Below are 23650 nucleotides of genomic sequence, written 5' to 3'. Positions count from 1 at the left end.
CTCTCCCGCCCGCCAAGCACGCGGACCGGCAGCCCCGGGGGCCCCGTGGAGCGGGACTACACCGTGATGACGAGGCTGCCGCGAAGGGATACTCCCCTCCCTAACGCACGCAGTATATGAGAACGCGTAAGTCTCGCCTAATCATTCGTGCTGTCTTGACCGTCCGTAGACGTTCAGCACACTTTCCACCGCTTCGTCGGCATCGGGAAGCTCCGCCCCCCGCCGCGCCGCCGCCGCCGCCAGCCGCGCCGCCTCGACGCCGTCTCCGACCACATCCTGTACGGCACCCCGCAGCGCCGCCACGTCCCCGTACGGCACCAGGATCCCCGCCCCGGCCAGCAGATCGGGCACCCCGCCCACCGCCGTAGCGATGACCGGCCGCCCCACCATGAGGGCCTCGCTCACGCTCAACGGCTGGCCCTCCCACCTGCTCGCCCACACCACGACGGTCGCGACGGCGAGCAGGTCGGGCACGTCATCCCGGTTGCCCAGAAGCACCATGGGCAGCGCCTCGGCCTCGATCCTGCGCCGCAACTCGCCGAGCAACGGCCCATCCCCCGCCACCGCGAACAGCGGCGTCTCATCCTCGCCCGCCCAGGGCCCGCGAGCGGCGTCGAGGAGGGTCTCCAAGCCCTTCTGCTGGGCCAGCCTGGCGACGGTCAGGACGATCGGCCGCCGCCCGGCTCCCAACTCGGCCCTGACTTCCTGCGGCGACCGCCGGGCGGCCCGCGGCACGGGCGCGGGCACCACGGCCGGCCCCACCTCCCGCGCCCCCAGCACCCTCATCCGCTCCCCCAGGTCGGGCGAGACGACCAGCACCTGATCGGCCCGGCTGGCCACGATCCGTTCGAGCCCGCCATAGACGACCCCGATCAGCCCTCCGGCGGTGAGCGCGTTGTGCAGCGTCACCACCAGCGGCACCCGGCTCGCCGACCGGCCCCACAGCCCCAGCCCGGCCAGCGCCCCGGCCCGCAGGCCGTGGGCGTGCACCACGTCGGCGTCCTTGGTCACCCGCCGGATCGCGAGCAGGGCACGCGGGTCATTGACCGGATGCGGCCGATCCGACATCGGCGCCTCCACGAACCGGGCCCCGGCCTCCCCGAACGAGAACTGCTCCTCGACGCTCCCCGGCCCCATGACCACCACGCGATGGCCACGCCGGATGAGCCCCTCGACCAGCATCCGGACATGCCGTCCCGTCCCCCCGGACGTGGTACCCAGCACGAACGCCACCCGCACAGCCGCTCCTCACTTCCCAGATCCACGCCTGAACGAACCGGCCACCGCCCGAGCCGTCGGCCGGTCCACCAGCGCCACCACCACGCCACCGGCGACGGCCGCCGCGAGCGCCGCCAGCACGGTCGCCCCGACATTGGGCCAGATGCCCCGCGCCCCCAGCACCCCCACGACCGCCGCTCCAGCGAGGTAACCCGCGCCACCACCGGCGACCGAGGCCAGCGCGGCCCGGCCCAGCTCGGCCACCGCGACGCGCCCCCGCGCCCGCACCACCGAGGCGAGCAGCAGCGCGCCCCCCACGGTCACCCCGGTGGTCATGCCGAGCGCCAGTCCCCCGAGCTTCCAGTCACCGGGAAACGTCAGCGCGAACACGGTCTGCGCCACCATGACGACGCCCCACCCCAGCACGGTGCCCGTCGCCACGGCCCGCCCGCGCCCGGCCGCGTACAGGACACGGCTCAGCTGCGCGATGAGCCCGTAGCCGACGAGCCCGGGCGCGAACAGCGCGATCGCACGGGCGAAATCCGGGGCGGGCACGTCGCTCTTGAAGCCGAGGAACACCACCGCCCCGGGCTCGGCCACCGCGGCGAGCACCCCGGCGGCCAGCCCCGACACCAGTACCACCGCCCGCGTGGTCCGCGCCGCGAGCGCCGCGAACCCCGCCGTGTCACCGCTTCCTGCCTGCGCGGACAGCCGCGGAAAAGCGCTGGTGGCGATGGGCACGGCCAGCACCGCGTACGGCACCAGGTAGATCGCCCAGGCGTAGTTGTAGACCACGATGGCCCCGTTGCCGACCTCCCGGTTGGACAGCACGACCACCATGGCCATGGCAGCCTGCTGCGCGATCAGCGCGGCCACCCCGGCCAGCGCGAGCCTGCGCACCTGGACGGCCACGCCGTCGGGGAAGCGCAGCGTGGGCCGCCACCGCAACCCGAGCCCGGCGACCGGTCCGATCACGGTCAGCACCAGGGCCAGCACCCCGAGGCTGGTGCCCACGGAAAGCGCGAGCTCGGCGGGCACCGGCACTCGGCCAGGATCGGTGACGCCCCCGCTGAGCGGCACGAACAGCAGGTAGGCGACGATGACCACGAGACTGGACACCAGCGGGGCGACGGCGGGCCCGGCGAAGCGGTGGTGGGACTGGAGCACGCCGTAGAGGACGACCGCGACGCCGTACAGCGGGATCTGGGGGGCGAAGACGACCAGCATGCGGGTGGCGACCGCGGTCACCTCGCTCAGGTCACAGTGGGGCACCGCGTTGCCGAAGAACAGCCCCAGGATCGGCCCGGCGAGCACCGCGGTCAGCACGCCGAGCGGCACCAGCACCACGAGCACCCAGCTCAGCAGCGCCGAACTGATCTGCCCGATCCGCTCCCGGTCCGGGCCGCCGGTCGAATCGTGCCCCGGCCCGGCTCCCGCGAGCACCGGGACCACCATCCCGGCGAGCGCGCCGCCGACGACGACCTCGAAGACGATGTTGGGGATCCCATTGGCCGTGGCGTAGGCCGTCGCCAGGCAGTTGGTGCCCACCGTCTGGGCGAACGCGTATTGCTTGGCGAACCCGGCGACCCGGGCCAGCACGGTGATCGCCCCGATGAGCAGCGCCCCACCGGCGACGCCGCGGACGAGCCGCTCCCTCACCACACCCGCCCCGCCCCGAACCCGATCACGCGAACATCCTGGCAGGCCGCACCGACAATCGCGCAGGGCGCCCCATCACCTAACAGGACACCGACTCACACCACGCCACAGGACACCACATCGACGGGACGGCGACTCACGCCGGGTCGACGGGACGGCGACCCAGCATGTCCAGCCGGTTGAGGACCGGATTGCCGGCGATGACCTTGGTGAAGCTGACCTTCTCCGAGGCCGCCGTCAGCGCCGCCACCGTACCGAGCAGCACGAACCGCCCCCGACGCCCCAGTTTGGTCACCGCGGCCAGCCCGAGCAGCGCGCCCAGCGCGTTGGCCCCGGCGTCGCCGAGCATCGCCCGCTCGCCGAGGTCGTCGGGAAGCAGCGCGGCGGCCGCGCCCAGAGGCACGGCGGTCAGCGCGGCGGTCAGCGGCGCGTCGCGGAAGAGCGACGCCGCCAGCAGCGGCCCGCCCGTGAGCAGGCCCACCTTGATCGCCCGACCGGGTCGCAGGTCGAAGAGGTTGGCCAGGTTGGCGGTGCCCGCGATGGCCGCGCCGTTGACCAGCGTGTCGACCGGCCCCCGCGAGACGAGCGCCGCCGCGCCCAGCCCGGTGGCCCCGATGCCGAGGATCTTGACCGCACCGCTGGTCACCTCGCCGCGGCCCAGCGCGGTCAGGTGCCCCTTGAAGCCCTTGGACTTGGTCGTGCCGTAAAGGTCGTCGTAGGCGCCGAGCGCTCCGCTGCCGACCCCGGCCAGCAGCGCCGCCAGGCGTACGCGGGGCGGAAGACCCGGCGCGAGCGCGGCCGCCGCGCCGGAACCGGCCACGAACGCGGGGCCCTCCAGCAGCGTGATCGGCTCGCCGCGGTGGTTGGTGCGGGTCCAGCGGCCCGGCTCCTTCTCGTCGGCGCGCGGCGCCAGGCGGGTGAAGGCGGTGTAGGCGGCGCGGGCCGCGACGGCGCCGATCGCGGCGCCGGCGAGGGCGTAGAGGAGGCCACGAGCCATGTCAGCTCCCTGACTGGGTGGGGGACGGGGTCGCGGTCGGTGCCGCGGGCTGGAATGTAGGAGCTCCCGTGCCGATGCCATAGTGGCCGGCGCGGCCGCTCAGCTGCTCGCGGAGCGCGTCGACGATCACGATCCGACCCGCGGGCATGTCGGGCGTGTCGACGGTCGAGACGCGCTTGGCGACCTCGCTGTCGTCACGCAGCGCGCTGATCACGCCTCCGGAGGCGGCGGCGGTGGCGGCCGAGGCCGTCACCACGGTGCCCTTGCCACCGGCGTCGAGGCCGCCCGCGAGTTTGACGAGGGCGTCGGCCTGGGCTTCGGCGTTCTCGCCTTCGTACGGCTTCTCCGGCGCGAACATCACGGCGAGCGTGGCCCGCTTGTTGGGGTCACCCTCGATGCTGAGGAACCCGCCCTCCTCGAAACCGCCGAGGACGGCCCCGGTGGCCGGGTTGGCGGTGCTGGCCTGAGCCGGGTCGGTGGTCAGGACGGTGGCGGCGAGCACGGCACCGGCCTTCGTGTACGGAGTGGCCGCCGCGGGAAAGGTCATGCCCTCGGGTTTGAGGCTGTTGGCCAGGCCGTCGATCACGCCGCTCTGCTTGGGATCGGCGAACTTCTCGTCCAGCAGGACCCGCCCCGTGACCAGGGCACCCGCCTGGGCGAGCACCTGCTGCTCAGCCTCGCGGTAGGTGGTGCTGGAACCCGGCGCCTCAATGAGCACGACGTGCTGGCCGGTCAGCTCGCCCGCGACGCGTTGCGGGGTGAGCGCGGTAACGAAGGAGTCGTTGCCCGCCTCCCGGCCGCGCAGCGCGTCGAGCTGGGCCCTGAGCTGGGTGTTGTCCTGGGTCATCTGGTTGCTCGTCCGCAGCGCCGACTCGATGGCGGGCGACTGGAGCAACGTGGTGCCCATGACGATGCCGACCGCCAGCGCGAGGAAGATCGCGACGATGGACACGAGGTGATAGCGGAAATCGATCACGAGAAGAGTCCGACCAACCAGAAGATGAAGGCGTTCCAGAAATCTTGCATGCCGTTCAGCCAGGTCTGGCCGATCGGCGACAGGAAGAGCGCGACGCCCATCGTGATCAGCGCGGTGATCACGAGCAGCAGCAGCTGGGACGTCGAGATGCGGCTTCGGTAGAGCCTACTCACTCCCTTGGCGTCGATGAGCTTGCTGCCGACCCGCAGCCGGGTGAGGAAGGTGCTGGCCATCCCCGAACGACCCTTGTCGAGGAACTCCTCCAGCGTGCCGTGGGTGCCGACCGCCACGATCAGCTCGGCGCCCTTGTCGTCGGCCAGCAGCATCGCGATGTCCTCGCTGGTGCCGGTGGAGGGGAAGATCACCGCTTCGCGGCCGAGCTGGTGGACGCGCTCCAGGCCGGGCGCCCTTCCGTCGCGGTAGGCGTGCACGACGAGCTCGGCGCCGCAGCTCAGCGCCTTGTTGGAGACCGAGTCGAAGTCGCCGACGATCACGTCGGGAAGGTAGCCGGCCTCCAGCAGCGCGTCGGCGCCGCCGTCGACTCCGACGAGCACCGGGCGATATTCCCTGATGTAGGGGCGCAGGGTGGCGATGTCTTCCTTGTAGTGATAGCCGCGCACCACGATGAGGACATGCCGGCCCTCCATGGGGGTGCGGATGTCCGGCACGCCGACTCCGTCGATGAGCAGCTTGCCCTCGCCCCGGACGTACTCCATCGTGTTGACGGCGAACGCCTCGATCTGCACCGCGAGACCGGCGCGGGCCTCGGCCATGGCGGCCTCGACCGCGTCGGGGGTCTGCTCCTCGCCCTTGCCGACCACATCACCGTCGAGGTAGACGACCCCGTCGTGGATCCGGACGACGTCGCCGTCCTTGACCCGCTCGAACAGATCCTGGGTGGCGTTGTCGACGAACGGCACCCCGGACTCGATGATGATCTGCGGGCCGAGATTGGGATAGCGCCCACTGATGCCGGCGGCGACGTTGACCACCGCCGAAACTCCGCACGCGACAAGCGCCTCCCCGCTGACCCGGTCCACGTCGACGTGGTCGATAATCGCTATTTCACCGGGCTGGAGGCGCTTGGTCAGCCTCTTAGTCCGCCGATCGACTCTCGCCACTGCCGTGACACCGGGAAGGTCTGTGACCTTCCTAGCGCGGAGGCCCGGCATCCTGCTCCCCGGAACCTTCATCAAGACCATCCTGCCAGAGTGAAGCAGCGCAGAGGCCACGCATTGCGCGGCGTGTCCGCTATGTCACTCAGGATCACCGATCGGCGGCCGCCAGCCCGAGGAGTTCTTCGGCGTGTGCTCTGCCCAGCTCGGAGTCTTCCAGCCCCGCCAGCATGCGGGAGAGCTCGCGTACCCGGCCTTCGTGATTGAGGGTGAGGACGCCGCTGCGGACGACACTGCCGTCACTGGCCTTCTCGACCACCAGATGCTGGTCGGCGAACGCGGCCACCTGTGGCAGGTGGGTGACGACGATGACCTGAGCGGTCCGTGCCAGCCTGGCGAGGCGGCGCCCGATCTCGACCGCGGCCTTGCCGCCCACTCCCGCGTCGACCTCGTCGAACACGAACGTCGGCACCGGATCGGCGCCCGCGAACACCACCTCGATCGCCAGCATGACCCGACTCAGCTCGCCGCCGGACGCGCCCTTGTTGAGCGGGAGCGGCGGCGCGGCGGGGTGGGCGGCCATGCGCAGCTCGACCTCGTCGACGCCTTCGGGGCCGAAGTCCGCGACCTGGGTGAGCTGGACGATGACCCTGGCGTGCGGCATGGCCAGCGCGGTCAGCTCGTCGGTGACGGCTTGGCCGAACCGCTCGGCGGCGCCCTCGCGCACCCGGGTCAGCTCGGCGGCCAGCTCGGTGAGCCGGGCGGTCAGCTCGTCGTGCTCGCGGGTCAGCTCGTCGATGCGCTCGTCGTCGCCCTCCAGCTCGACCAGCCGGGCGGACGCCTCCTGAGCCCACTGCAGGACACCAGCGCTGTCTTCAGCATATTTCCGGACCAGTCCGGACAGCAGAGCCCGGCGGTCCTGCACGGCGGCGAGCCGCGCGGGGTCGGCCTCGATCGACTCGGCGTACGCGGCCAGGTCGGTGGCGACGTCGGAGATGAGGTAGCCGGCCTCGGCCAGCCGGTCGGCCACCCCGGCGAGCTGCGTGTCGTAGTCGCGCACCGCCTCCACGGCCGAGCGGGCCTCGCCCAGCAGGGAGATCACGTCGCGCGCGCCGCTCGCGGCCTCCATCGGGTCGCCGAGCAGCGCCGTGTGCGCGGTCGTCGCGGCACCGCGCAGCGCGTCGGCGTGCGAGAGCCGCTCCTCCTCGCCGCGCAGCTCGACGTCCTCGCCGGCCTTCGGCTCGACCTTCTCGATCTCCTCCAGGCCGAACCGCAGCCGGTCGGCCTCCTGAGCGCGCTCACGCGCCCTGGTGGTGAGCTCGTCGAGCAGCGCTCCCACCTGCTTGTGCCGTTTGTACGCCTGGGAGTAGGCGCGCAGCGGCTTGACCAGATCGTCACCGGCATAGCGGTCGAGGGCGGCCCGCTGCTTGGCCGGCTGCAGGAGGCGCTGCTGGTCCATCTGCCCGTGGACGGCGACCAGGTCGTCGGCCAGGTAGGTCAGCGTGCCGACCGGCACCGTCCGGCCGCCGAGCCAGGCCCGCGACCGGCCCTCGGCCGAGACGGTGCGGGAGATGATGAGCTCGCCGTCCTCGATCTCACCGCCGATGTCCTCGACCTGCTGGGAGACGCGGCCGCCGGCTTCGATGACCAGCGTGCCCTCGATCGTGGCCTTGTCGGTGCCCGGCCGGATGCGGGAAGGGTCGGCCCGGCCGCCGAACAGCAACCCGAGCCCGGTGACGACCATCGTCTTGCCGGCACCGGTTTCGCCGGTGACCACGTTGAAGCCTGGCGAAAGCTCCAGAACGGCCTCGTCGATGACGCCGAGCCCCTGGATGCGGACCTCCTCGACCCTTGGTCGCACTGCCCACTCCCGTCGCTCCGAACGCTTGTGCGATCTAACTGTACGCGCTGCACCTGTAATTGAGTCAGGGACGCACCCTTCCGCGCCAGCCCTGGACGGGTAGTTCGAACTTGGCGACCAACCTGTCGGTGAAGGGGGCGCCGGTGCTCTCCACCCCGTGCAGCCGGGCCAGACGTACCGGCTGGGAGCCGCGGCGTACCTCCACCCGGCTGCCGGACGGCAGGTCGAAACGGCGCCGCCCGTCGCACCAGAGGACGCCGCCGGGTGTGTCGGGCAGGATCTCGACGGCGAGCGTGGACCGCGGCGAGATCACCATCGGCCTGGCGAACAGCGCGTGCGCGCTGATCGGCACCATCAGCAGCGCCTCGACCTCCGGCCACACGACGGGACCCCCGGCGGAGAAGGCGTAGGCGGTCGAGCCGGTCGGGGTCGCGCAGATCACGCCGTCGCAGCCCCAGCGGGACAGCGGCCGCCCGTCGATCTCGGCGACCACCTCCAGCATGCGCTCGCCCTTCTCCACACTGGCCTCGTTGAGCGCCCACGTGTCGGCGAGCACCTGGCCGTTCTGCCTGGCCAGAATGTCGATCGTCATGCGTTCCTCGACGTCGTAGCGGCCCGCGACCACACTGTCGACCGCCGACTTCAGGTCGGCGACCTCGGCCTCGGCCAGGAAGCCGACGTGCCCGAGGTTGACGCCGAGCAGCGGGGTGCCGGTGGGCCTGGCCAGGTCGGCCGAGCGCAGCAGCGAGCCGTCGCCGCCGAGCACGATCAGCATCTCCGCGTCCTTGGCGGCACCGGAATCGCAGGGCACCACTTCGGCGCCGCGACAGCCGATGTCGTCGGCCTCCACATCGAGCACCCTGACCCGGATCCCGGCCGTGACCAGGCGGTCGATGACCAGGCGGGCGCTGTCGACCGCGGCCTCCCGCCCTGTGTGCACGGTGACCAGCACAGTACGGTTCATTGTGGCCCTTCCGCGACGGCCCGCTCGATCTCGGCCTCGAGGTCGGCGACCGGCGGCTCGCCCTCCCCCTTGCCCAGCCAGAGCAGATACTCCACATTTCCCGACGGACCTGGCAGCGGGCTCGCGGTCACGCCGCGCACCACCAGGCCGAGCTCGCGCGCCTTGGCCGCGGCCTGTCGCACCGCGCCCGCCCGCAACACCGGGTCTCGCACCACGCCACCGGCACCCACCAGGTCCTTGCCCACCTCGAACTGCGGCTTGACCAGCAGCACGAAGTCTGCCCGAGCGGCGGCCACCGAGGCCAGCGCGGGCAGCACCAGCCGCAGCGAGATGAACGACAGATCGCCTACGATCAGCGAAGGGGGCTCACCGACCAGATCCGGGGTGAGATCACGTACGTTGACGCGCTCCATCACGGTCACCCGCTCGTCGGTCCGCAACGACCAGGCGAGCTGCCCGTAACCGACGTCGACGGCCAGCACGCGTTCGGCGCCGTGCCGCAGCAGCACGTCGGTGAACCCGCCCGTGGACGCGCCCGCGTCGAGGCAGCGGCGGCCCCGGATCTCCAGCGCGCCGAACGCCTCGATCGCGCCGAGCAGCTTGTGCGCGCCGCGCGAGACGTAGTCGGGACCGTCGGCGGACTCGGCCACGACGATGGCCGAGGCGGTGTCGACCTGGGTCGCCGCCTTACCCGCCCGCCGTCCGCCGACCGTGACCCGGCCGGCTTCGATGAGCTGGCCGGCCTGCTCACGCGACCTGGCCAGGCCGCGCCGCACCAGCTCGCTGTCCAGCCGGATGCGTCGGCTCACCGGTCGCCCGTCCGGCCGTCCACCTGGCCGTTCACTTGCCCATCCACCTGGCCGTCCACGGCCCCCAGCGCGGCCTCGAGCCCGGAGAACGCCTCGTCGAACACCGCGACGTGCTCACCCACCGGCCGCCCGGCCAGGTCACCGAGACCGGCGAGGACCGCGTCGACTCGCTCGTCGCCGGTCTCCTCCGGTACCTCACTCATGACAACGACCGTAACGCCTCATGCGAGCACCCGGCACCTTGGCAGGTGTGTCACACGTTGAAGGGTCACACGGGGGTGCCACTGATGTGGAACGCTACCGTCCTGAAATGGAAGAAAGGATCCCAACATGGCAAGCGTCGAGGAGTGCCGGGCGGCACTGGCCAAGCTCGTCGACCAGTTCGACGAGATCGGCGAGGAGGACCGGGCCAAGCACGTGGTCGAGCGTACGGTGAGCTGCCGGGTCTCCGACCTCGACTTGATCTTCTACGGCCGGCTGCATCCTGACGGGCTGGACCCGTTCAGTGAAGAGCCGCCCTCGAACGGCAGGTCGGCCGACGTGAAGCTGACGATCGTCAGCGACGACCTGATCGCCCTTGTGGACGGGGAGCTCGATCTGGCACGCGCGTTGCTCGGCGGCCGGGTACGGATCGACGCCAGCTTCGGCGACCTGCTCCGCCTACGCCGCCTCCTCTGACCCTCAGCCGATCCGATCCAGCACCGGTTTGACCGCGTCCTCCTCGGCCGGACTTTCGCCCGCATACGTCCAGGCCGCGTCACAGGCTGCCCTCAACCCGTCGATGCGGCTGCCGTCACCCTCCAGCGTGAGGACTCCGTCGGCCCACTGGGCCCGCCATCCTCCGCAGACGCCCTGCCGTACCTCCGGATAGGGCCGCAGCAGCGCGGACAGATCCTCGGCCACGTACGTTGGCCGCTGCTGAGGAGAAGCCGTGAGCACGTCGAGCGGCGTGGCGACCCCGGTGAGCACCAGCAGTCCGTCCACGCCCGCGTTGACGGCGCCCTCGATGTCGGTGTCGAGCCGGTCGCCCACCACGAGCGGCCGCTTCGCCTCCGTACGGATCATCGACTCCCGATGCAGCGGCGGATCCGGCTTGCCCGCGAACACCGGCTCCACCCCGGTCGCGGTGGCGATCACCCGCGCCATCGCCCCGTTGCCGGGCAGCTCACCCCGCCGCGTGGGCAGCGTGCTGTCCCTGTTGGCGGCCACGAACAACGCGCCCTGCCGGACGGCCAGCGCGCCTTCCGCCAGCAGCCCGTACGCGAGACCGAGCGCCATGCCCTGCACGACCGCGACCGGCGCGTCCGCCGCCGTGGTGACGGGCCTCAGCCCTTGATCCCGTACGGCCAACCGCAGTCCGGAACCGCCCACCACGAGCACCGGGGAGCCGGCCGGCACCCGCTCGGCCACCAGCCGCGCGGCGGCCTGGGCCGAGGTCACGACGTCTTCGGCCCTGGCGGAAAGGCCGAGCTCGCGCAGGTGCGCGGCGATGGCGGCGGGGGTGCGTGAGGCGTTGTTGGTGACGTACGCCAGCCGCGTATCCCTGCCCCGCGCCTCCTCCAGCGACTCGACCGCATGGGGAACCGCGTGGGCGCCCAGATAGACGACCCCGTCGAGGTCGAGCAGCAGGGTGTCATAACCGTCGATCAGCACTGCGCCTCTTCCCGTTGACTTGTCACGCCGCGTGAGACTTTAGCGTCGCGTCCGTACTCATCTGGAGAAGGGCTGACCCTGTCCACAGATCCCCCTTCGACTTCCCCCTTCGACCTCCCAGAACCCGCCGATCTGCCCGGCGACCTCAACCCCGCGACGCACGCGGCCAAGACCGAGGAGCGCTGCACGGCACGGATGGCCACGCAGGCGAACGGTGCCCACGAGGCACATGAGGCAGAGGTGCCATATGGGGCGAAGGCCGCGCATGGAGCGCTGCACGGATTCGGGCGGATAGCTGGATGCCACGAATCGGCCACCTGAAAGCAGCCCGCCCGTAATGTCAGATCCACTTTCCGCACACCGCACATGGATTTGATCTCGCACACCGACACCAATGACGGCACCCCATGCGACCGAACGAGCTAAATACCCCAAATATGCCATTTCAGAGCCGTCCACAAGCAGCCTAGTTAAGCCCACTACCCACGCCGAACCCAGCCGCGCGGCAGAATAATCGCTGTGACGAACACCCCCAGCGCGAAGCAGACGGTTCACACGATCAAGGTCACCTTGCGCGGTTCCCGACCACCGGTCTGGCGCCGGTTGGAGGTCGCCTCGGACAGTACGCTGCGGCACCTGCACGACGTCATCCAGGCGTCCTTCGGCTGGCAGAACTACCACATGTGGGTCTTCGACACCGCAACCGGCCGCTTCGGCGACACCGACCGCGAACTGGAGATCCGCAGCGCGGCCTCCACCCGGCTCGACCAGGTCGCTCCCCGGGCCAATGACCGACTCCGCTACACCTACGACTTCGGCGACGACTGGGAACACGACATCCTGGTCGAAGCCATCACCGACGCCGAGCCCGGCACGGCCTATCCACGCTGCCTGACCGGACGCCGCGCGGGACCACCTGAGGACTCCGGTGGCGTCTGGGGCTACGAATATCTCCTCGAGATCCTCGCCGATCCCACCCACGACGAACACCAGGAGCGCCTGGAATGGCTCGGCCTCGATTCAGCCGACCAATTCAACCCCGCCAGCTTCGACGCCAACAAGATCAACGACGTACTCTCCGGCCTGGCGATCGTCCTCACCAAGGACTGACCACCCGCCATCTCCAACGAAATCGAACCACTCGCACGATCAACACGCAGCACCGATCACGGGGGCACAAGGCGGATCAGACGCTCCGGCGCGACCCGTCGTGGGTGTTCAGCAAGGCCCGGTATTCGCCGAACTCACCCTGGACAGAGAGCAGATCCGCCGGCCGTCCACGCTGGACGAGCGCATCCGGACGGTCGGGCCCGAAGGAGGGCCCGTACCCATCGAACGCCTCACGGTGCTCAGCCTCCTCGGCTTCGGCCAGCCGACCGAGCATATGGAGACTCTCGCCAAGCCCGGCACGGATCTCCAGCATGACCACGCCCCCGCGCACGACACGAGCGGGCGGGCGTTGGCTCCGCAGGTAGCTCGCCGCGACGCCCAGCGCCTCCCGACAGCACCGGATGGCGTCCCGCGTGCCGGACGGCTTCCTCCAACTCGCCGTTGATGCGAAGCACGTACGCGAAGTGCTGCCAATCCCTCAGCGATGGACGGTCGTAGGGCGAGGCTCCCGTGAGCTGCTGCCGGTGGTAGGAGACGGCGGCTCCGAATCGGCGGCCCGCAGCAGGACAACACCGTAGTCGAGCACCGAGGCGACCTGAACCGCGAGCCCATCATGCGGCTTGCCGCCCGCTCCAGGGCGCAGCCGATACGAACGCCGATCGCCACCGCTGCGGCCAACCGCCTATCTGGATAGTCCTATCTGGATAGGCGTCTACATCTCACGCCGAGCCCGCAGAGTGGCACGGACGCTCTTCAGCGCGGACACGTAGTGACGCTCATCCGGCCGCATGGCCACAGCGATCGCAAGGGGTTCCTGGGCCCCTTCAATGTCGCCCGTTCGCCACAGCGATAACCCAAGCCCGAAATAGGCGTAATCCTCAGTCGGATTGGCATCGACGATCTGGCGGAAGCTCGCCGCAGCCTCCGCGTACTGCCGCGAATTGAACTGCGCTCGCGCAAGAGCCTCCCTGATGCTGCGCGAATCGGGCTCCGCAGCAGCGGCACGCTCGAGCAGAGCGGCAGCAGCTGCCGGACTGCCCTCTTTCAAAAGCTTCACCCCGCGCTGATACCAGTCGTAAACGCCACCCCCTGGAGCCCCAGGGGATTCATCGTGCACGTTTCTACCTTGGACCATGCGTGAGGCCTCCTTCATCGGCCGACAGGGTTCCGTTGAATTCGCCGCGGAATCAGGAGCGTGGGGAGCTTGGGGGCGACTTTCGGAAGACCCGGACACTTATGGGAGCATGCCCGGTATGGGGAATCCTGAACTGCCAGCGCCTGATGGACTGCTCCTACGCCCCTTCCGCGGCGTCCGCTTCACGGTCGACGATCCCGCCAAGGTGACCTCCCCGCCGTACGACCTGATCGCTGAGGGTGATGTACGCGCCCTCCTGGATTCCCATCCCAACAACGTCGTCCGCCTCATCCTTCCCTGCCAGTCCCCCGAAGGACACCCACCCACTCCCGACTCCCCCCAACACAGCGCGACACCTGGCGCCGCCACCCACCACAACAAGACCCCCACCAGTGCCGCCCCTCACCACAGCACGACGCCTGGCGCCACCTCCCACCACAGCACGACGCCCAGCGCCGCCTCCCACCACGCTGCCACCGCTGCGACGACAGCCGACGAACAACCCGCTGCCACAGCGGTGAGCCCCGCGCTGGACCCAGCGGTGAACACCCGTCCGAGCGCACCTGACGATCAGAGCGCACCCGACGCTGCCGTCACCATCCCCCAACCCCATGACTCCATCAGCACCCACGAGCACGGCGCCGGAATCGCAGCCGGCGATCACGACAGCGACACATCTCCGGCCCCGATAGGTCACCACCCCGCCGGAACACGCGCCGACCCAGCCGTCAGCCAATACGACACCCCGCCGGGAGAAACCGCCGAACAGCTCCACGACGACCACCCCGGCGGCAGGCGGCCTGATGACGAGCAGCCCGCTGACAGTGACAAGCAACTCGACGACATTCGACCCAGCGATGAGCCTCAGGGTGAGGCGCATGGGGATGCAGCGGTCCAGCCGTCTGCCGACACTCCCGAACACTCAGCGAACGAGCGCTATTGCGAAGCTCGCGACACCCTCCTCGCCTGGCTGGACGCGAAGGTGCTGGTCGCTGACGAGCAACCAGCTCTATATGTGTACGAACAGCACGGACCGGGCGTCCTACAGCGCGGCCTCATCGGGGATGTGGCCCTGGCGGACCCGGCTCGACGCATCATCCTCCCCCACGAGAACATCTTCCCCGGACCCGTCGCCGACCGGCTCGCCCTCATGAGCACTACCCAGGCCAACCTCGAACCCATTTTCCTCCTCTACGACGGCGGCCAAGGCACGGCAACCCTCCTGGTGGATCACGTGGCGTCGACACGCCCGCCTCTGGTGACTGCTGATACGCAGGACGGTCTCCGCCACCGCCTCTGGGCAATCACGGATCCGGCCGAGATCGACGCCGTCAACGCCGACCTCCGAAACCGCCAAGCCCTCATCGCCGACGGCCACCACAGGTACGCGACATACCGGGTCCTCCAACGCCAGGAGCACGCGGCCCGTGCCAGCCAGGTCCCCGCCTCCACCTCATGGCCTGCTCCCACAACACCGGCATCCACCACCCCACAGCCTCCGCTCACCTCGCCACTGAACACACCGCACCTCAACGCGCCAGCAGAGCCGACACCCGCGCCGCTCCACGGCGCTCAGCCTTCCGTCGCATCGGCCCAGCCGTCAGCGCCCCCTGCCACACCCGTTCGGCATTCAACGCCCGATGCCGCACCTCCTCAGGTTCCGGCAACCAACCCGACACCAGCTCAGGGCCCAGCAAGCCATACCAAACCAAGCCCAGCAACCAGCACCGAACCAGGCCAGGTGCCAGGACTCGCCACCGCATCAGTGTCTGGCGTCCAGCAGCCCACGGGGCAGCACGCGCGTGGCGGCGAGCAGGGACAGTCCACCTTTGGTCCATGGGACTTCGGGCTGGCGTTGCTCGTCGATTCGACCGCGTACCCGCCCGATCTCAAGGCCATTCACCGCGTCATCCCCGGCCTGCCCCTGACCGAGGCGGCGGCCAAGGCCAAGGGGTCATGGCGTGTCCACGATCATGCCACCCTCGACCAGGGCCTGGCCGCGCTCCAGGCGGCAGGGGAGCCCGCATTTCTGCTCGCCGGCGAAGGAGGCTGCCACCTGCTCACCAACCCTGATCCGGTCCAGCTCGCCCGTGCCATGCCTGCGGACCGCTCCGATCTGTGGAACTCGCTGAACATCTCCATCCTCAGTGAGTTCGTCCTGCCCAAGGTGTGGGGCATGCAGGACGATCAGCAGGCCGTACGGATCGTGCATCATGACCCGGAGGCCGCCCTGCAGCTGGCTCTCGATACGGGCGGCACCGCCGTGATTCTGAAGCCGCTAGCCGTCGACGACGTGCTGGCCATCGCGGCGGGGGGCGAGCGCGTGCCTCGCAAATCAACCTCCTTCGGCCCTAAGCCCATTACGGGCCTCGTCCTCCGTACCTTCGCCACCGGCTGAGGCGACTCGGGCCACCGCCGACACCTTCGCCACCGGCTGAGGCGAGTCGGGTAACCGCCGATCGCGAGCTGGCCGCGCTCGCGTCCCTCCTGCCCGCTCCGGAGGGCACGAGCGAGGACGGACTGAAGCGGGCCTTCGGCAGCCTGCTGACCGACAATCCCGCGCTGTTCCGCAAGGACGAATGCCGCCGGCTGGAGCAGCGCTGGCAGCTCGACGACTGCAGCCTGGACGGCTCCATCACCGCATACCACGACGAAGTCCCGCAGAGCGGTGTGGTTTCTCCCCCGCTCAGCCCTGTTCGCCCACGTAGGAAACGCACAGCGAGATCGTTGATCCACCACTGGATGGGACACCACTCAGCACTGTAAAGAGCCCTTCTGAGCGCAGGCTGTAAGTACGAGAATGGCGTAGCGACCAGAGCAGTCACCGCTCAACTGCTCCGTCCTCGTGTACCGCTGCTGATCGGCGACGCAACGGCCCGGCCGGCGCAGTGACCGGAAACGTTCACCGGGTCGCAGCGGCAGGGCAGCGTCGGCCGAAAATCGTTTCACTTCCTTGAGGCGGCGCCCCTACTGTGTACGCCGTGACAACGCAGGTGATCGTGCTCAATGGCGGATCCAGCGCGGGCAAGTCCTCGATCGTCCGGAGCCTGCAGGCCGTACTGCCGCAGCCCTGGCTTGCCATCGGAGGTGTCGACTCGATGATCGAGGCGATGCCCGAATCCATGATGACATCGGACACGGGACTCAAGATCGCCTCCGACGGAGCTGTGACCGTCGGGCCGGAGTTCCTGCAACTGCAGACGGCGTGGCGGGAGGGGATCGCCATGATGGCCCGTGCCGGAGCCCGGGTCATCATCGATGATGTCCTTCTCGGGGGAGGGGACTCCCAGCAGCAGTGGCAGAGAGTTCTCGGCGGGCTCGACGTCCTGTGGGTCGGCGTCAGGTGTGACAGCGCGGTCGCCGCCGACCGCGAGCGGGCTCGGGGAGACCGCATCCCGGGCATGGCCGTGGCCCAGGCGGAGGCGGTACACGACGGTGTGGTCTATGACCTGGAGGTGGACACCACGCGTACCGAGTCGCTGGTGTGCGCGAAGACCATCGCCGGTTACATATCGTAAGCCGATGAACGTTTCCGGCCACCGCGGTAGACGATCAATAGCGATACCGACCTCCTGAGTCGTGCCGCACCACGACCTAACTGCACCGATCTGGACGCTTGTGTCCCCGCCGAGCGGTGGATCAACGATCTAATGGGCCTGAGCGCATAAGCCCAGGAGATACGCCTTCGATGGGCCGTCATCTTCTGGACCAGCGACGGCGGTTACCCGCAAGATGACGGCCCATCAAGTGGTGGACTTTCGTCCCCAGCCGAAGATCCATGGCATCGTCACGAGCGTAGGCGGTTGCCGCGATGACGTCCCGCTGAGTGGTGGATCCACGATCTCGCTGTATGGCTTCTACCAGGGATGAATAGGGCCGAGTGGCTGAGGCAACTACACCAGTCCGCGGGATGTCAACAGCGCACGGGTGGCGAGCAGTGCGACTACCTGTAGGAACGGTGTGGCTCGGCGCGCTCCCCTGTCACTGACCCCCGGCCCCGGGCCCCGCTGTCGATCGTCCGGCGATCGGCAGGCGACCGCCGGACAATTCCACGAGGTGCCACGCCCGAATAGCGAGCTAGCCGGTCGGGGCCAGGTCCGGGGCTGGGCGTGGCGAGGGGATGGACGGGAGGATGTCGCGCTTGTCCTGGATCATCGCGTTTCCGGATGGCTTTGGGGTTGGCGGAGGGGCCGGGCCTCGTCGGCACTCCTGAGCGTCCGGCGGTTCCGGGTCGTTGCCGAGCCGTCGGCTCTGTGCGAGTGGGAAAGGCTTTCGGCGCGGTCGTGAGGGCCTCGGCTGGTCAGCTGGGTCAGGTGGGGCTGCCTTCGCCATCGTGACCTCGACTTCGTAGCGCCAGATCTTGGCGGCGGTCGGGCCGTAGACGTGGCAGCGGAAAGCGCCCTTGATCTCCATGGTGTCGCGGGGTCTGAGGTTGCGGACGAAGGCGGCCGCCTCGGGATCGAAGGTCGCGCATGGCACGCTGTCCGTCATCGTCTGGCCGCGTCTGTTTTCCGGGCGGCGCACGATCAGGCGCCATTTCGTGAGGATGTCGCCGCTCGGCAGGGGCTTTTCCTCTGGCGTCGCGGACAGCCTTCCCACCAGTACGACCTCGTTGCGGTCCACTGTCGTCCTCCCATCGGGGTTCTGGTGAGATCACTCTTTACGATGAGGGGTACGCCGGATCGGCTCGAACGCCATTCTGGGGATAACGGCAGCGGATCAGGAGTGACTGTGGACAACATCACCGCCCTGGGCGGCGACGTCTATGAGATCGATACGAAGATGGCCGGCTATTCGGGCATCACGGCTGGATACCTGATCCTGGGTGACCGCCCATGCCTGGTCGAGACCGGCACCTCGACCTCGGCGCCCGTGGTCCGTGACGCACTCGCCTCGCTCGGCGTGGGCCCTGAGGACCTTGCCACGGTCGTGGTCACGCACATCCATCTCGATCATGCCGGCGGCGCTGGGGACATGGCGAGGTACTTCCCGTCCGCCCAGATCGTGGTGCATGAGAAGGGGGCCAGGCACCTGGCCGATCCGTCCAGATTGATGGCCAGCGCGAGGATGGTGTGGGGTGACCGCCTTGACACGCTATTTGGTGAACTATCGCCCACCGAGGCCGACCGCATCGTCGCGCTCGGCGACACCGGATCCATCGACCTGGGCAACGGAAGGACGCTGAACAGCCACTACTCCCCCGGTCATGCCAAGCACCATGTGGGTCTCATCGATTCCGCCACTGGCGATCTGTACGTAGGTGACGCCGCCGGCGTGTACCTGCCTCAGACCGGGGACCTGCGCCCGGCCACCCCGCCTCCGGACTTCGACCTGGAGACGGCGCTCAACTCGCTCTCGCTGTTCAAGGCACTCGGCCCGCAGCGGCTGCTGTTCAGCCACTACGGACCGGTCGGCGCCGTACAGGAAACGCTCGAACGCTCCGCGGAGGAACTTCGCGTCTGGGTCGATCTCACCCGCCAGGTACACACGGAGGGCCTCGACCTCGACCACGCCATCGCCATGGTCAGGGACCGGACCATGGAGCGGTACCAAGCGCTCAAGGCGGACGATGACACGGCGGAGCAGTTCGAGCTCCTGAGTGGCGCTCCGTCTAACGTCGCGGGCATCTACCACTGGCTCGACCGCGTCTCACCCTGACTTCTGGTACGAAGTGCCGTACCAGAACTCCGCCGTACACCGTGGAAGGTGTACGGCGGAGCAGGACGTCAGTCTTCGCGCTGGGAGTCGCGCTTGGCGGCGTCCTCGGCTGGTTCGTCGGGCTGGTCCAGGATGTCGCCGAAGTTGGGCTCGATGAACGCCGGAGTGATGCCTAGCGCCATCGGGGTCTCAATCGCAGAGGCCTTGGACTCCGGGACGCTCGACTCTGCCGTGCCGGACTCGTCGTCCAGCAGCTCATCAGGCTCGGCATCCTTCGAGGCGTCCTTCCAAGCGTCCTTTGAGACGCCCTTCGGGACGTCCTTCGAGGCGTTCGCCGAACCGTCCCGGAGCTCGCCGGACTCGGCGGCCTCCAGCTCGGAAGCGGATTTCACCTGCTCAGGAGCGGATTCCGCCTCGGCGGCAGGCCCGTCCTGCGCGTCGTCGGCGTCCTCCCGGTCAGCAGAGCCGTTCTGCTCGTCGTCGGCGTCCTCCCGGTCGGCAGGGCCGTCCTGCTCACGGATGGCGCCCTGCCGGTCCTCCGCGCCGTCCTGCTCATCATCGGCATCCTGCCGACCGAGCGGCTCATCCTCCCGGTCCACCGGCTCGGTTTCCGCAGACTGATCGTCGGTGGGCTCGGAGTCGTCGAGAAGGTCGTCTGCCTCAGCCAGGGCCGCGTCCTCGTCGACGTCCTCGTCCAGCTCGATCATGGCGTCGGCCTGGCCGGCCGTACCCGCGTCGTCGGAGTCGTCCTCGTCGTCGAAGTCCTCTTCGACATCCTCGATGACGGCACCCGTCAGCTCGGCGTACCGTTCGGCGGCGTCCGTCTCGCCGTCCTCGTCGAAGGCCATCGCCTTGGCGAACCAATCGGTCGCGGCCTCCTGATGACCCGCGTCGGCCAGCGCGTCGGCGTACGCGAACGCGAGACGAGCCGACCAGGGCTTCGCCTGCGGATCGCGCAGCTCGGGCAGACGTTGCAGGGTGATGACGGCGGCGTCGTTCTGGCCCAGGTCGCGGCGGGCGCCCGACTCCACGATGGACAGCTCGATGCGTCCCGCCCTGTCGAGGCGTTCGGCTTCGGGCGAGCGGACCAGGTCGAGGGCGCGTTCCGGACGGCCGAGGCCGCGTTCGCAGTCGGCCATGACCGCGAGATACGCGTCAGAACCGGTCATCCGCCTTGCTGCGCGCAGGTCGCTGAGGGCCTCGGAGAAGTGCCCAGCCCGGTAGGCGACGATTCCCGCCGCCTCACGTACGACACCGATGCGGGCCGCGAACCGGCGGGCCACCTTGGTGTGCTCGTGAGCCTGATCGGGGTCGTCCTCCTCCAGCGCACGCTCGGCGGCGACCATGTGCCTGCCCACCAGCTCGGCGAGGTCGCCGGGGAGGGAGCGCAGCTCGTCGCGTACCTCCTTGTCGAGCTCTTCGGCGGTGATGTCGGGCGCGACCTCGGGCAGCGGCTCGCGCTTCGGAGCGTCGTCCTCGGTACGGCCGAACCTGGCACGAGTGCCGCTGGACGCCCGGTCATCACGGGAGTCGCGCGAGAACGGGCGGGAACGGTCATCGCCACGCGGGCCCCGGTCGTCGCGGTAACCACCCTCACGGGGACCCCGATCGTCACGGGAGCCACCCTCGCGGCGCGGGCCGCCGTAACCGCCCTCGCGGCGAGGGCCACGGTCGTCACGATCCTGGAAGGAACGACGATCGTCGCCACCCTCAGAACGCTCACGGAACCCCCCCGGCCGATGATCGTCACGGTCGCGGAAGCCACCCTCGCGCCGGGGACCCCGATCGTCACGGAAGCCACCCTCGCGGCGCGGACCACCGTAACCGCCCTCACGGCGCGGACCGCCACCGTAACCGCCCTCACGACGAGGGCCGCGGTCGTCACGATCCCGGTACGAACGACGATCGTCGCCACCCCCAGGGCGCGAACCGCGGTCGTCGCGGAACCCACCTTCACGGGGCGGACCGCCGTAACCACCCTCGCGACGGGGGCCACGGTCGTCGCGGTCCCGGAACGGACGGCGGTCGTCGCCGCCACGCGGACCCCGGTCAAAGCCGCCCTCACGGCGGGGACCTCGGTCACCGCCGCCCTCGGGGCGCGGACCCCGGTCGCTGCGGAACCCACCCGGGCGCTGGTCATCACGGTCACGGAAACCACGACGATCCCCACCGCCGTCACGGTCGCGGAAGCCGCCCTCGCGACGGGGGCCGCTGTAACCGCCCTCACGACGCGGACCGGCGTAACCACCCTCGCGACGAGGGCCGCGGTCATCACGGTCCCGGAAGGAACGACGATCGTCGCCACCCTCAGAACGCTCACGGAACCCACCCGGCCGGTGATCATCACGGTCCCGGAAGCCACTCTCACGGCGCGGGCCGCCGTATCCACCTTCGCGACGCGGACCGCGGTCGCCGCCGCGGTAACCGCCCTCGCCACGCGGGCCACGGTCACCACCGAACCCGCCCTCACGGCGCGGCCCGCCGCCGTAACCGCCTTCACGGCGAGGACCAGCGTAACCACCCTCACGACGGGGGCCACGGTCATCGCCGGAGCCGGCGTCACGACGCGGGCCACGGTCGTCACGGTCACGGAAGGGACGTCGGTCATCGCCACCGCGCCCGCCCCGGTCATCACGGAAGCCACCCTCTCGGCGCGGGCCACCGTATCCACCTTCGCGACGCGGACCGCGGTCGCCGCCGCGGTAACCGCCCTCGCCACGCGGGCCACGGTCACCACCGAATCCGCCTTCACGGCGCGGACCGCCGTAACCGCCCTCGCGGCGGGGGCCACGGTCTCCGCTGAATCCGCCCTCGCGGCCCGAACCGCCGTAACCACCTTCGCGGCGAGGGCCGCGGTCACTACCGAACCCGCCTTCGCGACGAGGTCCCCGGTCATCGCCGGAGGCACCCTCACGACGCGGGCCGCGATATCCTCCGCCGTCGCGCCCGGTGCCCCGGTCGCCGCGCCCCTGGTATCCGGAACGCTCGCCGTATCCGCGATCCTGCGACGCCCCTCGGTCGCCACCGTCGCGTCGTGGCCCTCGGTCGCCGGAGCGCGGCCTGTCGTCAGAACGGAACGGACGGTCGCCCCTGGAGTCGCGCTGGTCGCGCCCGCGGGAGCCATACCCGCCGCTCCTGTCGCCGCCCTGGGGACGCTTGTCTCCGCCGTCGCCCCGTTCGCGCTGTCCGCCGTCCGATCCGTTATCACTGTTCACTTCTGGTCCATTTCGTTGGCTCACTCAGCAGACCCGTGCGTCACATGACGGTCCGCCGTGGCAGGTCGCCGCCCGATTCTCGGGCCTTACGCGACGAAGGCCACCCGCGGTGGGATGGCCCGGTACCACCAGCCTAGCAAGCCGCAGCATGTCACCGAGCCTGGCCCGGCCCGCATATTCGGTCGCGGTGATTGACCGCTTCGGGAAAACTGCTCGACATGTCACTCCGCTTCCATGAGATCGCCGAGGCCCAGCACCGCATTCTGAACCCCATCACTGACGAAAAATTGCATCTCCTCGGCGAAATCTGCCGCATCACACCAGGCGCGCGCCACCTGGATCTCGCCTGTGGGAAGGGGGAAATGCTCACCCAATGGGCCGCCCGTTACGGCTCGTACGGGGTAGGCGTGGAGATCAGCAAGGTCTTTCTCACCGCCGCCAGAGATCGCGCGGACGAGCTCGATGTGACCGGCCAGGTACGCTTCATCGAGGCGGACGCCGGGACCTATGAGGACGAGCCGCACTCGTACGACATCGTCTCGTGCATAGGCGCCGCGTGGATCGGCGACGGCCTCGCCGGCACCCTCACCCTCCTACGCCGCCTGCTCCGCCCCGGCGGACTCGCCCTGGTCGGTGACTGCTACTGGATCAGCCCGCCACCGCCCGAAGCCTGTGCATAGCTCCAAGTGCCGAAAGATTCTTTCGCTTCGCTGTCCGGTACGGCCAAGCTCATCGAAGACGCCGGCTATGAGTTGGTGGAAATGGTCCTGGCGAACCACGACATCTGGGACAGGTACGTCGCCGCTCAATGGTGGACACTGAGCGAATGGCTACGCGAAAATCCGGACGACCCCGATGCGTCGGCCTTGCGGCAATTCTTGGACCATGCACGCGACTCATATCTCGAGTACGGCAGGGACTACATCGGCTGGGGCGTCTTCGTTCTCCGCGGGTAAGCCGTTGATTGTACGATCCGGCGCCTGCGGCTGCTCGGCGGTGCGGTCGGCTACGTCCTGAATCGGCCACACCGCGGTTCAGGGCTGCAATCCGAAGCTTGTACATTTCCTGGCCGCAAACAGGCCACTCCCGTAGAGCAGAGCCCACCGCTGCTTGTGCCCGACCTATTGCGCCTGACCCGCAACGCAGAAAGGGCCCCACGCGTGTGCGTGGAGCCCTTTCTGCAACCAAAGATTGTCCGGCGGTGACCTACTCTCCCACACCCTCCCGAGTGCAGTACCATCGGCGCTGGGAAGCTTAACTTCCGGGTTCGGAATGTAACC

Annotated in this window: 23 protein-coding genes, 1 rRNA gene and 1 pseudogene; 9 read left to right on the top strand and 16 right to left on the bottom strand. The window is 69.5% G+C overall.

Annotated elements, in window-relative coordinates; translation table 11 throughout:
- Positions 1 to 141: 141 nt before the first annotated feature.
- From AB0C30_RS51690 to AB0C30_RS51650, 9 genes are all read right to left on the bottom strand, one after another.
- On the bottom strand, positions 142 to 1239 hold the full coding sequence (locus AB0C30_RS51690) for a glycosyltransferase family 4 protein (RefSeq protein WP_357958351.1): 1098 nt from the start codon (positions 1237 to 1239) through the stop codon (positions 142 to 144).
- A 9-nt stretch (positions 1240 to 1248) separates the two neighbouring features.
- Positions 1249 to 2877, bottom strand: a complete 1629-nt coding sequence (locus AB0C30_RS51685; RefSeq protein WP_357958349.1) for a lipid II flippase MurJ — start codon at positions 2875 to 2877, stop codon at positions 1249 to 1251.
- A gap of 136 nt (positions 2878 to 3013) precedes the next feature.
- Positions 3014 to 3874 (bottom strand): hypothetical protein, encoded by an 861-nt coding sequence (locus AB0C30_RS51680; protein WP_357958347.1) that lies wholly within the window; start codon positions 3872 to 3874, stop codon positions 3014 to 3016.
- Between the two features lies 1 nt (position 3875).
- Complete coding sequence (locus AB0C30_RS51675) at positions 3876 to 4850, bottom strand: copper transporter (RefSeq protein WP_357958345.1); 975 nt, start codon at positions 4848 to 4850, stop codon at positions 3876 to 3878.
- On the bottom strand, positions 4847 to 6043 hold the full coding sequence (steA, locus tag AB0C30_RS51670; RefSeq protein WP_357958343.1) for a putative cytokinetic ring protein SteA: 1197 nt from the start codon (positions 6041 to 6043) through the stop codon (positions 4847 to 4849). Before steA ends, AB0C30_RS51675 begins: the two co-directional genes overlap by 4 nt.
- Positions 6044 to 6116: 73 nt before the next feature.
- On the bottom strand, positions 6117 to 7826 hold the full coding sequence (gene recN / locus AB0C30_RS51665; protein WP_357958341.1) for a DNA repair protein RecN: 1710 nt from the start codon (positions 7824 to 7826) through the stop codon (positions 6117 to 6119).
- 64 nt (positions 7827 to 7890) lie between these two features.
- Positions 7891 to 8790 carry an NAD kinase gene (locus AB0C30_RS51660; RefSeq protein WP_357958339.1) on the bottom strand — a complete coding sequence of 300 codons (900 nt, stop codon included), beginning with the start codon at positions 8788 to 8790 and terminating at the stop codon, positions 7891 to 7893.
- Positions 8787 to 9599, bottom strand: coding sequence for a TlyA family RNA methyltransferase (locus tag AB0C30_RS51655; protein WP_357958337.1), 813 nt, complete (start codon positions 9597 to 9599; stop codon positions 8787 to 8789). Before AB0C30_RS51655 ends, AB0C30_RS51660 begins: the two co-directional genes overlap by 4 nt.
- Positions 9596 to 9802, bottom strand: a complete 207-nt coding sequence (locus AB0C30_RS51650) for a hypothetical protein (protein WP_357958335.1) — start codon at positions 9800 to 9802, stop codon at positions 9596 to 9598. The genes AB0C30_RS51655 and AB0C30_RS51650 overlap by 4 nt, the downstream gene beginning before the upstream one ends.
- A gap of 127 nt (positions 9803 to 9929) precedes the next feature.
- On the opposite strand from AB0C30_RS51650, the gene AB0C30_RS51645 reads away from it, so the two are divergent.
- A complete protein-coding gene (locus AB0C30_RS51645) occupies positions 9930 to 10277 on the top strand; it encodes an SCP2 sterol-binding domain-containing protein (RefSeq protein WP_357958333.1) in 348 nt (115 codons plus the stop codon).
- A gap of 3 nt (positions 10278 to 10280) precedes the next feature.
- On the opposite strand, the gene AB0C30_RS51640 is transcribed toward AB0C30_RS51645, so the two are convergent.
- Entirely contained in the window at positions 10281 to 11252 is a 972-nt protein-coding gene (locus tag AB0C30_RS51640; RefSeq protein WP_357958331.1) for an HAD-IIA family hydrolase, read from the bottom strand.
- A gap of 519 nt (positions 11253 to 11771) precedes the next feature.
- Between AB0C30_RS51640 and AB0C30_RS51635 the strand changes: the two genes are divergently transcribed.
- On the top strand, positions 11772 to 12362 hold the full coding sequence (locus AB0C30_RS51635; RefSeq protein ID WP_357958329.1) for a plasmid pRiA4b ORF-3 family protein: 591 nt from the start codon (positions 11772 to 11774) through the stop codon (positions 12360 to 12362).
- A 76-nt stretch (positions 12363 to 12438) separates the two neighbouring features.
- Here AB0C30_RS51635 and AB0C30_RS51630 read toward each other — a convergent pair whose 3' ends face one another.
- Both AB0C30_RS51630 and AB0C30_RS51625 read right to left on the bottom strand, forming a co-directional pair.
- Positions 12439 to 12675 (bottom strand): hypothetical protein, encoded by a 237-nt coding sequence (locus tag AB0C30_RS51630; RefSeq protein WP_357958328.1) that lies wholly within the window; start codon positions 12673 to 12675, stop codon positions 12439 to 12441.
- A gap of 399 nt (positions 12676 to 13074) precedes the next feature.
- Complete coding sequence (locus AB0C30_RS51625; RefSeq protein WP_357958326.1) at positions 13075 to 13497, bottom strand: tetratricopeptide repeat protein; 423 nt, start codon at positions 13495 to 13497, stop codon at positions 13075 to 13077.
- Here AB0C30_RS51625 and AB0C30_RS51620 point away from each other — a divergent pair.
- The 3 genes and pseudogenes from AB0C30_RS51620 to cpt form a co-directional block, all read left to right on the top strand.
- Positions 13496 to 13798 (top strand): annotated as a pseudogene (locus AB0C30_RS51620) (DUF1015 family protein); the annotation flags it as partial. The gene AB0C30_RS51625 and the pseudogene AB0C30_RS51620 overlap by 2 nt on opposite strands.
- A gap of 240 nt (positions 13799 to 14038) precedes the next feature.
- On the top strand, positions 14039 to 15895 hold the full coding sequence (locus tag AB0C30_RS51615) for a DUF1015 family protein (protein ID WP_357958574.1): 1857 nt from the start codon (positions 14039 to 14041) through the stop codon (positions 15893 to 15895).
- Positions 15896 to 16478: 583 nt separating this feature from the next.
- The gene (gene cpt, locus AB0C30_RS51610) at positions 16479 to 17015 is read left to right on the top strand and encodes a chloramphenicol phosphotransferase CPT (protein WP_357958323.1); all 537 of its coding nucleotides are present in this window, start codon (positions 16479 to 16481) and stop codon (positions 17013 to 17015) included.
- A gap of 559 nt (positions 17016 to 17574) precedes the next feature.
- On the opposite strand, the gene AB0C30_RS51605 is transcribed toward cpt, so the two are convergent.
- A complete protein-coding gene (locus tag AB0C30_RS51605) occupies positions 17575 to 18120 on the bottom strand; it encodes a single-stranded DNA-binding protein (protein WP_357958322.1) in 546 nt (181 codons plus the stop codon).
- Between the two features lie 108 nt (positions 18121 to 18228).
- Here AB0C30_RS51605 and AB0C30_RS51600 point away from each other — a divergent pair, with 108 nt between their 5' ends.
- A complete protein-coding gene (locus AB0C30_RS51600; RefSeq protein WP_357958320.1) occupies positions 18229 to 19155 on the top strand; it encodes an MBL fold metallo-hydrolase in 927 nt (308 codons plus the stop codon).
- 68 nt (positions 19156 to 19223) lie between these two features.
- Here the strand turns inward: AB0C30_RS51600 and AB0C30_RS51595 are convergent, their stop codons facing one another.
- A complete protein-coding gene (locus tag AB0C30_RS51595; protein WP_357958318.1) occupies positions 19224 to 20501 on the bottom strand; it encodes a hypothetical protein in 1278 nt (425 codons plus the stop codon).
- Here AB0C30_RS51595 and AB0C30_RS51590 point away from each other — a divergent pair.
- Complete coding sequence (locus tag AB0C30_RS51590) at positions 20451 to 22418, top strand: hypothetical protein (RefSeq protein ID WP_357958316.1); 1968 nt, start codon at positions 20451 to 20453, stop codon at positions 22416 to 22418. The genes AB0C30_RS51595 and AB0C30_RS51590 overlap by 51 nt on opposite strands.
- Positions 22419 to 22591: 173 nt before the next feature.
- On the opposite strand, the gene AB0C30_RS51585 is transcribed toward AB0C30_RS51590, so the two are convergent.
- Positions 22592 to 22744, bottom strand: coding sequence for a hypothetical protein (locus AB0C30_RS51585; RefSeq protein WP_357958587.1), 153 nt, complete (start codon positions 22742 to 22744; stop codon positions 22592 to 22594).
- On the opposite strand from AB0C30_RS51585, the gene AB0C30_RS51580 reads away from it, so the two are divergent.
- Both AB0C30_RS51580 and AB0C30_RS51575 read left to right on the top strand, forming a co-directional pair.
- On the top strand, positions 22676 to 23050 hold the full coding sequence (locus AB0C30_RS51580) for a methyltransferase domain-containing protein (protein WP_357958571.1): 375 nt from the start codon (positions 22676 to 22678) through the stop codon (positions 23048 to 23050). The two genes, AB0C30_RS51585 and AB0C30_RS51580, sit on opposite strands and share 69 nt — an antisense overlap.
- Before the next feature lie 6 nt (positions 23051 to 23056).
- Positions 23057 to 23326 (top strand): hypothetical protein, encoded by a 270-nt coding sequence (locus AB0C30_RS51575; protein ID WP_357958314.1) that lies wholly within the window; start codon positions 23057 to 23059, stop codon positions 23324 to 23326.
- A 237-nt stretch (positions 23327 to 23563) separates the two neighbouring features.
- On the opposite strand, the gene rrf is transcribed toward AB0C30_RS51575, so the two are convergent.
- Positions 23564 to 23650: ribosomal RNA gene (rrf, locus tag AB0C30_RS51570) — 5S ribosomal RNA — on the bottom strand; the annotation flags it as partial.

It is taken from the genome of Nonomuraea sp. NPDC048901 (genome assembly GCF_040649695.1).
Taxonomy (GTDB): domain Bacteria; phylum Actinomycetota; class Actinomycetes; order Streptosporangiales; family Streptosporangiaceae; genus Nonomuraea.
Note: the sequence above shows the minus strand (reverse complement) of the source record. Positions and strands in the feature narration are given on the sequence as shown.

Coding starts and splice junctions, on each gene's coding strand:
- AB0C30_RS51645 (WP_357958333.1), top strand. CDS start 9,930: ATGGCAAGCGTCGAGGAGTGCCGGGCGGCACTGGCCAAGCTCGTCGAC.
- AB0C30_RS51680 (WP_357958347.1), bottom strand. CDS start 3,874: ATGGCTCGTGGCCTCCTCTACGCCCTCGCCGGCGCCGCGATCGGCGCC.
- steA (WP_357958343.1), bottom strand. CDS start 6,043: ATGAAGGTTCCGGGGAGCAGGATGCCGGGCCTCCGCGCTAGGAAGGTC.
- AB0C30_RS51650 (WP_357958335.1), bottom strand. CDS start 9,802: ATGAGTGAGGTACCGGAGGAGACCGGCGACGAGCGAGTCGACGCGGTC.
- AB0C30_RS51625 (WP_357958326.1), bottom strand. CDS start 13,497: ATGGTCCAAGGTAGAAACGTGCACGATGAATCCCCTGGGGCTCCAGGG.
- AB0C30_RS51630 (WP_357958328.1), bottom strand. CDS start 12,675: ATGCTGGAGATCCGTGCCGGGCTTGGCGAGAGTCTCCATATGCTCGGT.
- AB0C30_RS51660 (WP_357958339.1), bottom strand. CDS start 8,790: ATGAACCGTACTGTGCTGGTCACCGTGCACACAGGGCGGGAGGCCGCG.
- AB0C30_RS51595 (WP_357958318.1), bottom strand. CDS start 20,501: ATGGTCGCCGCCGAGCGTGCGCTGGAGGAGGACGACCCCGATCAGGCT.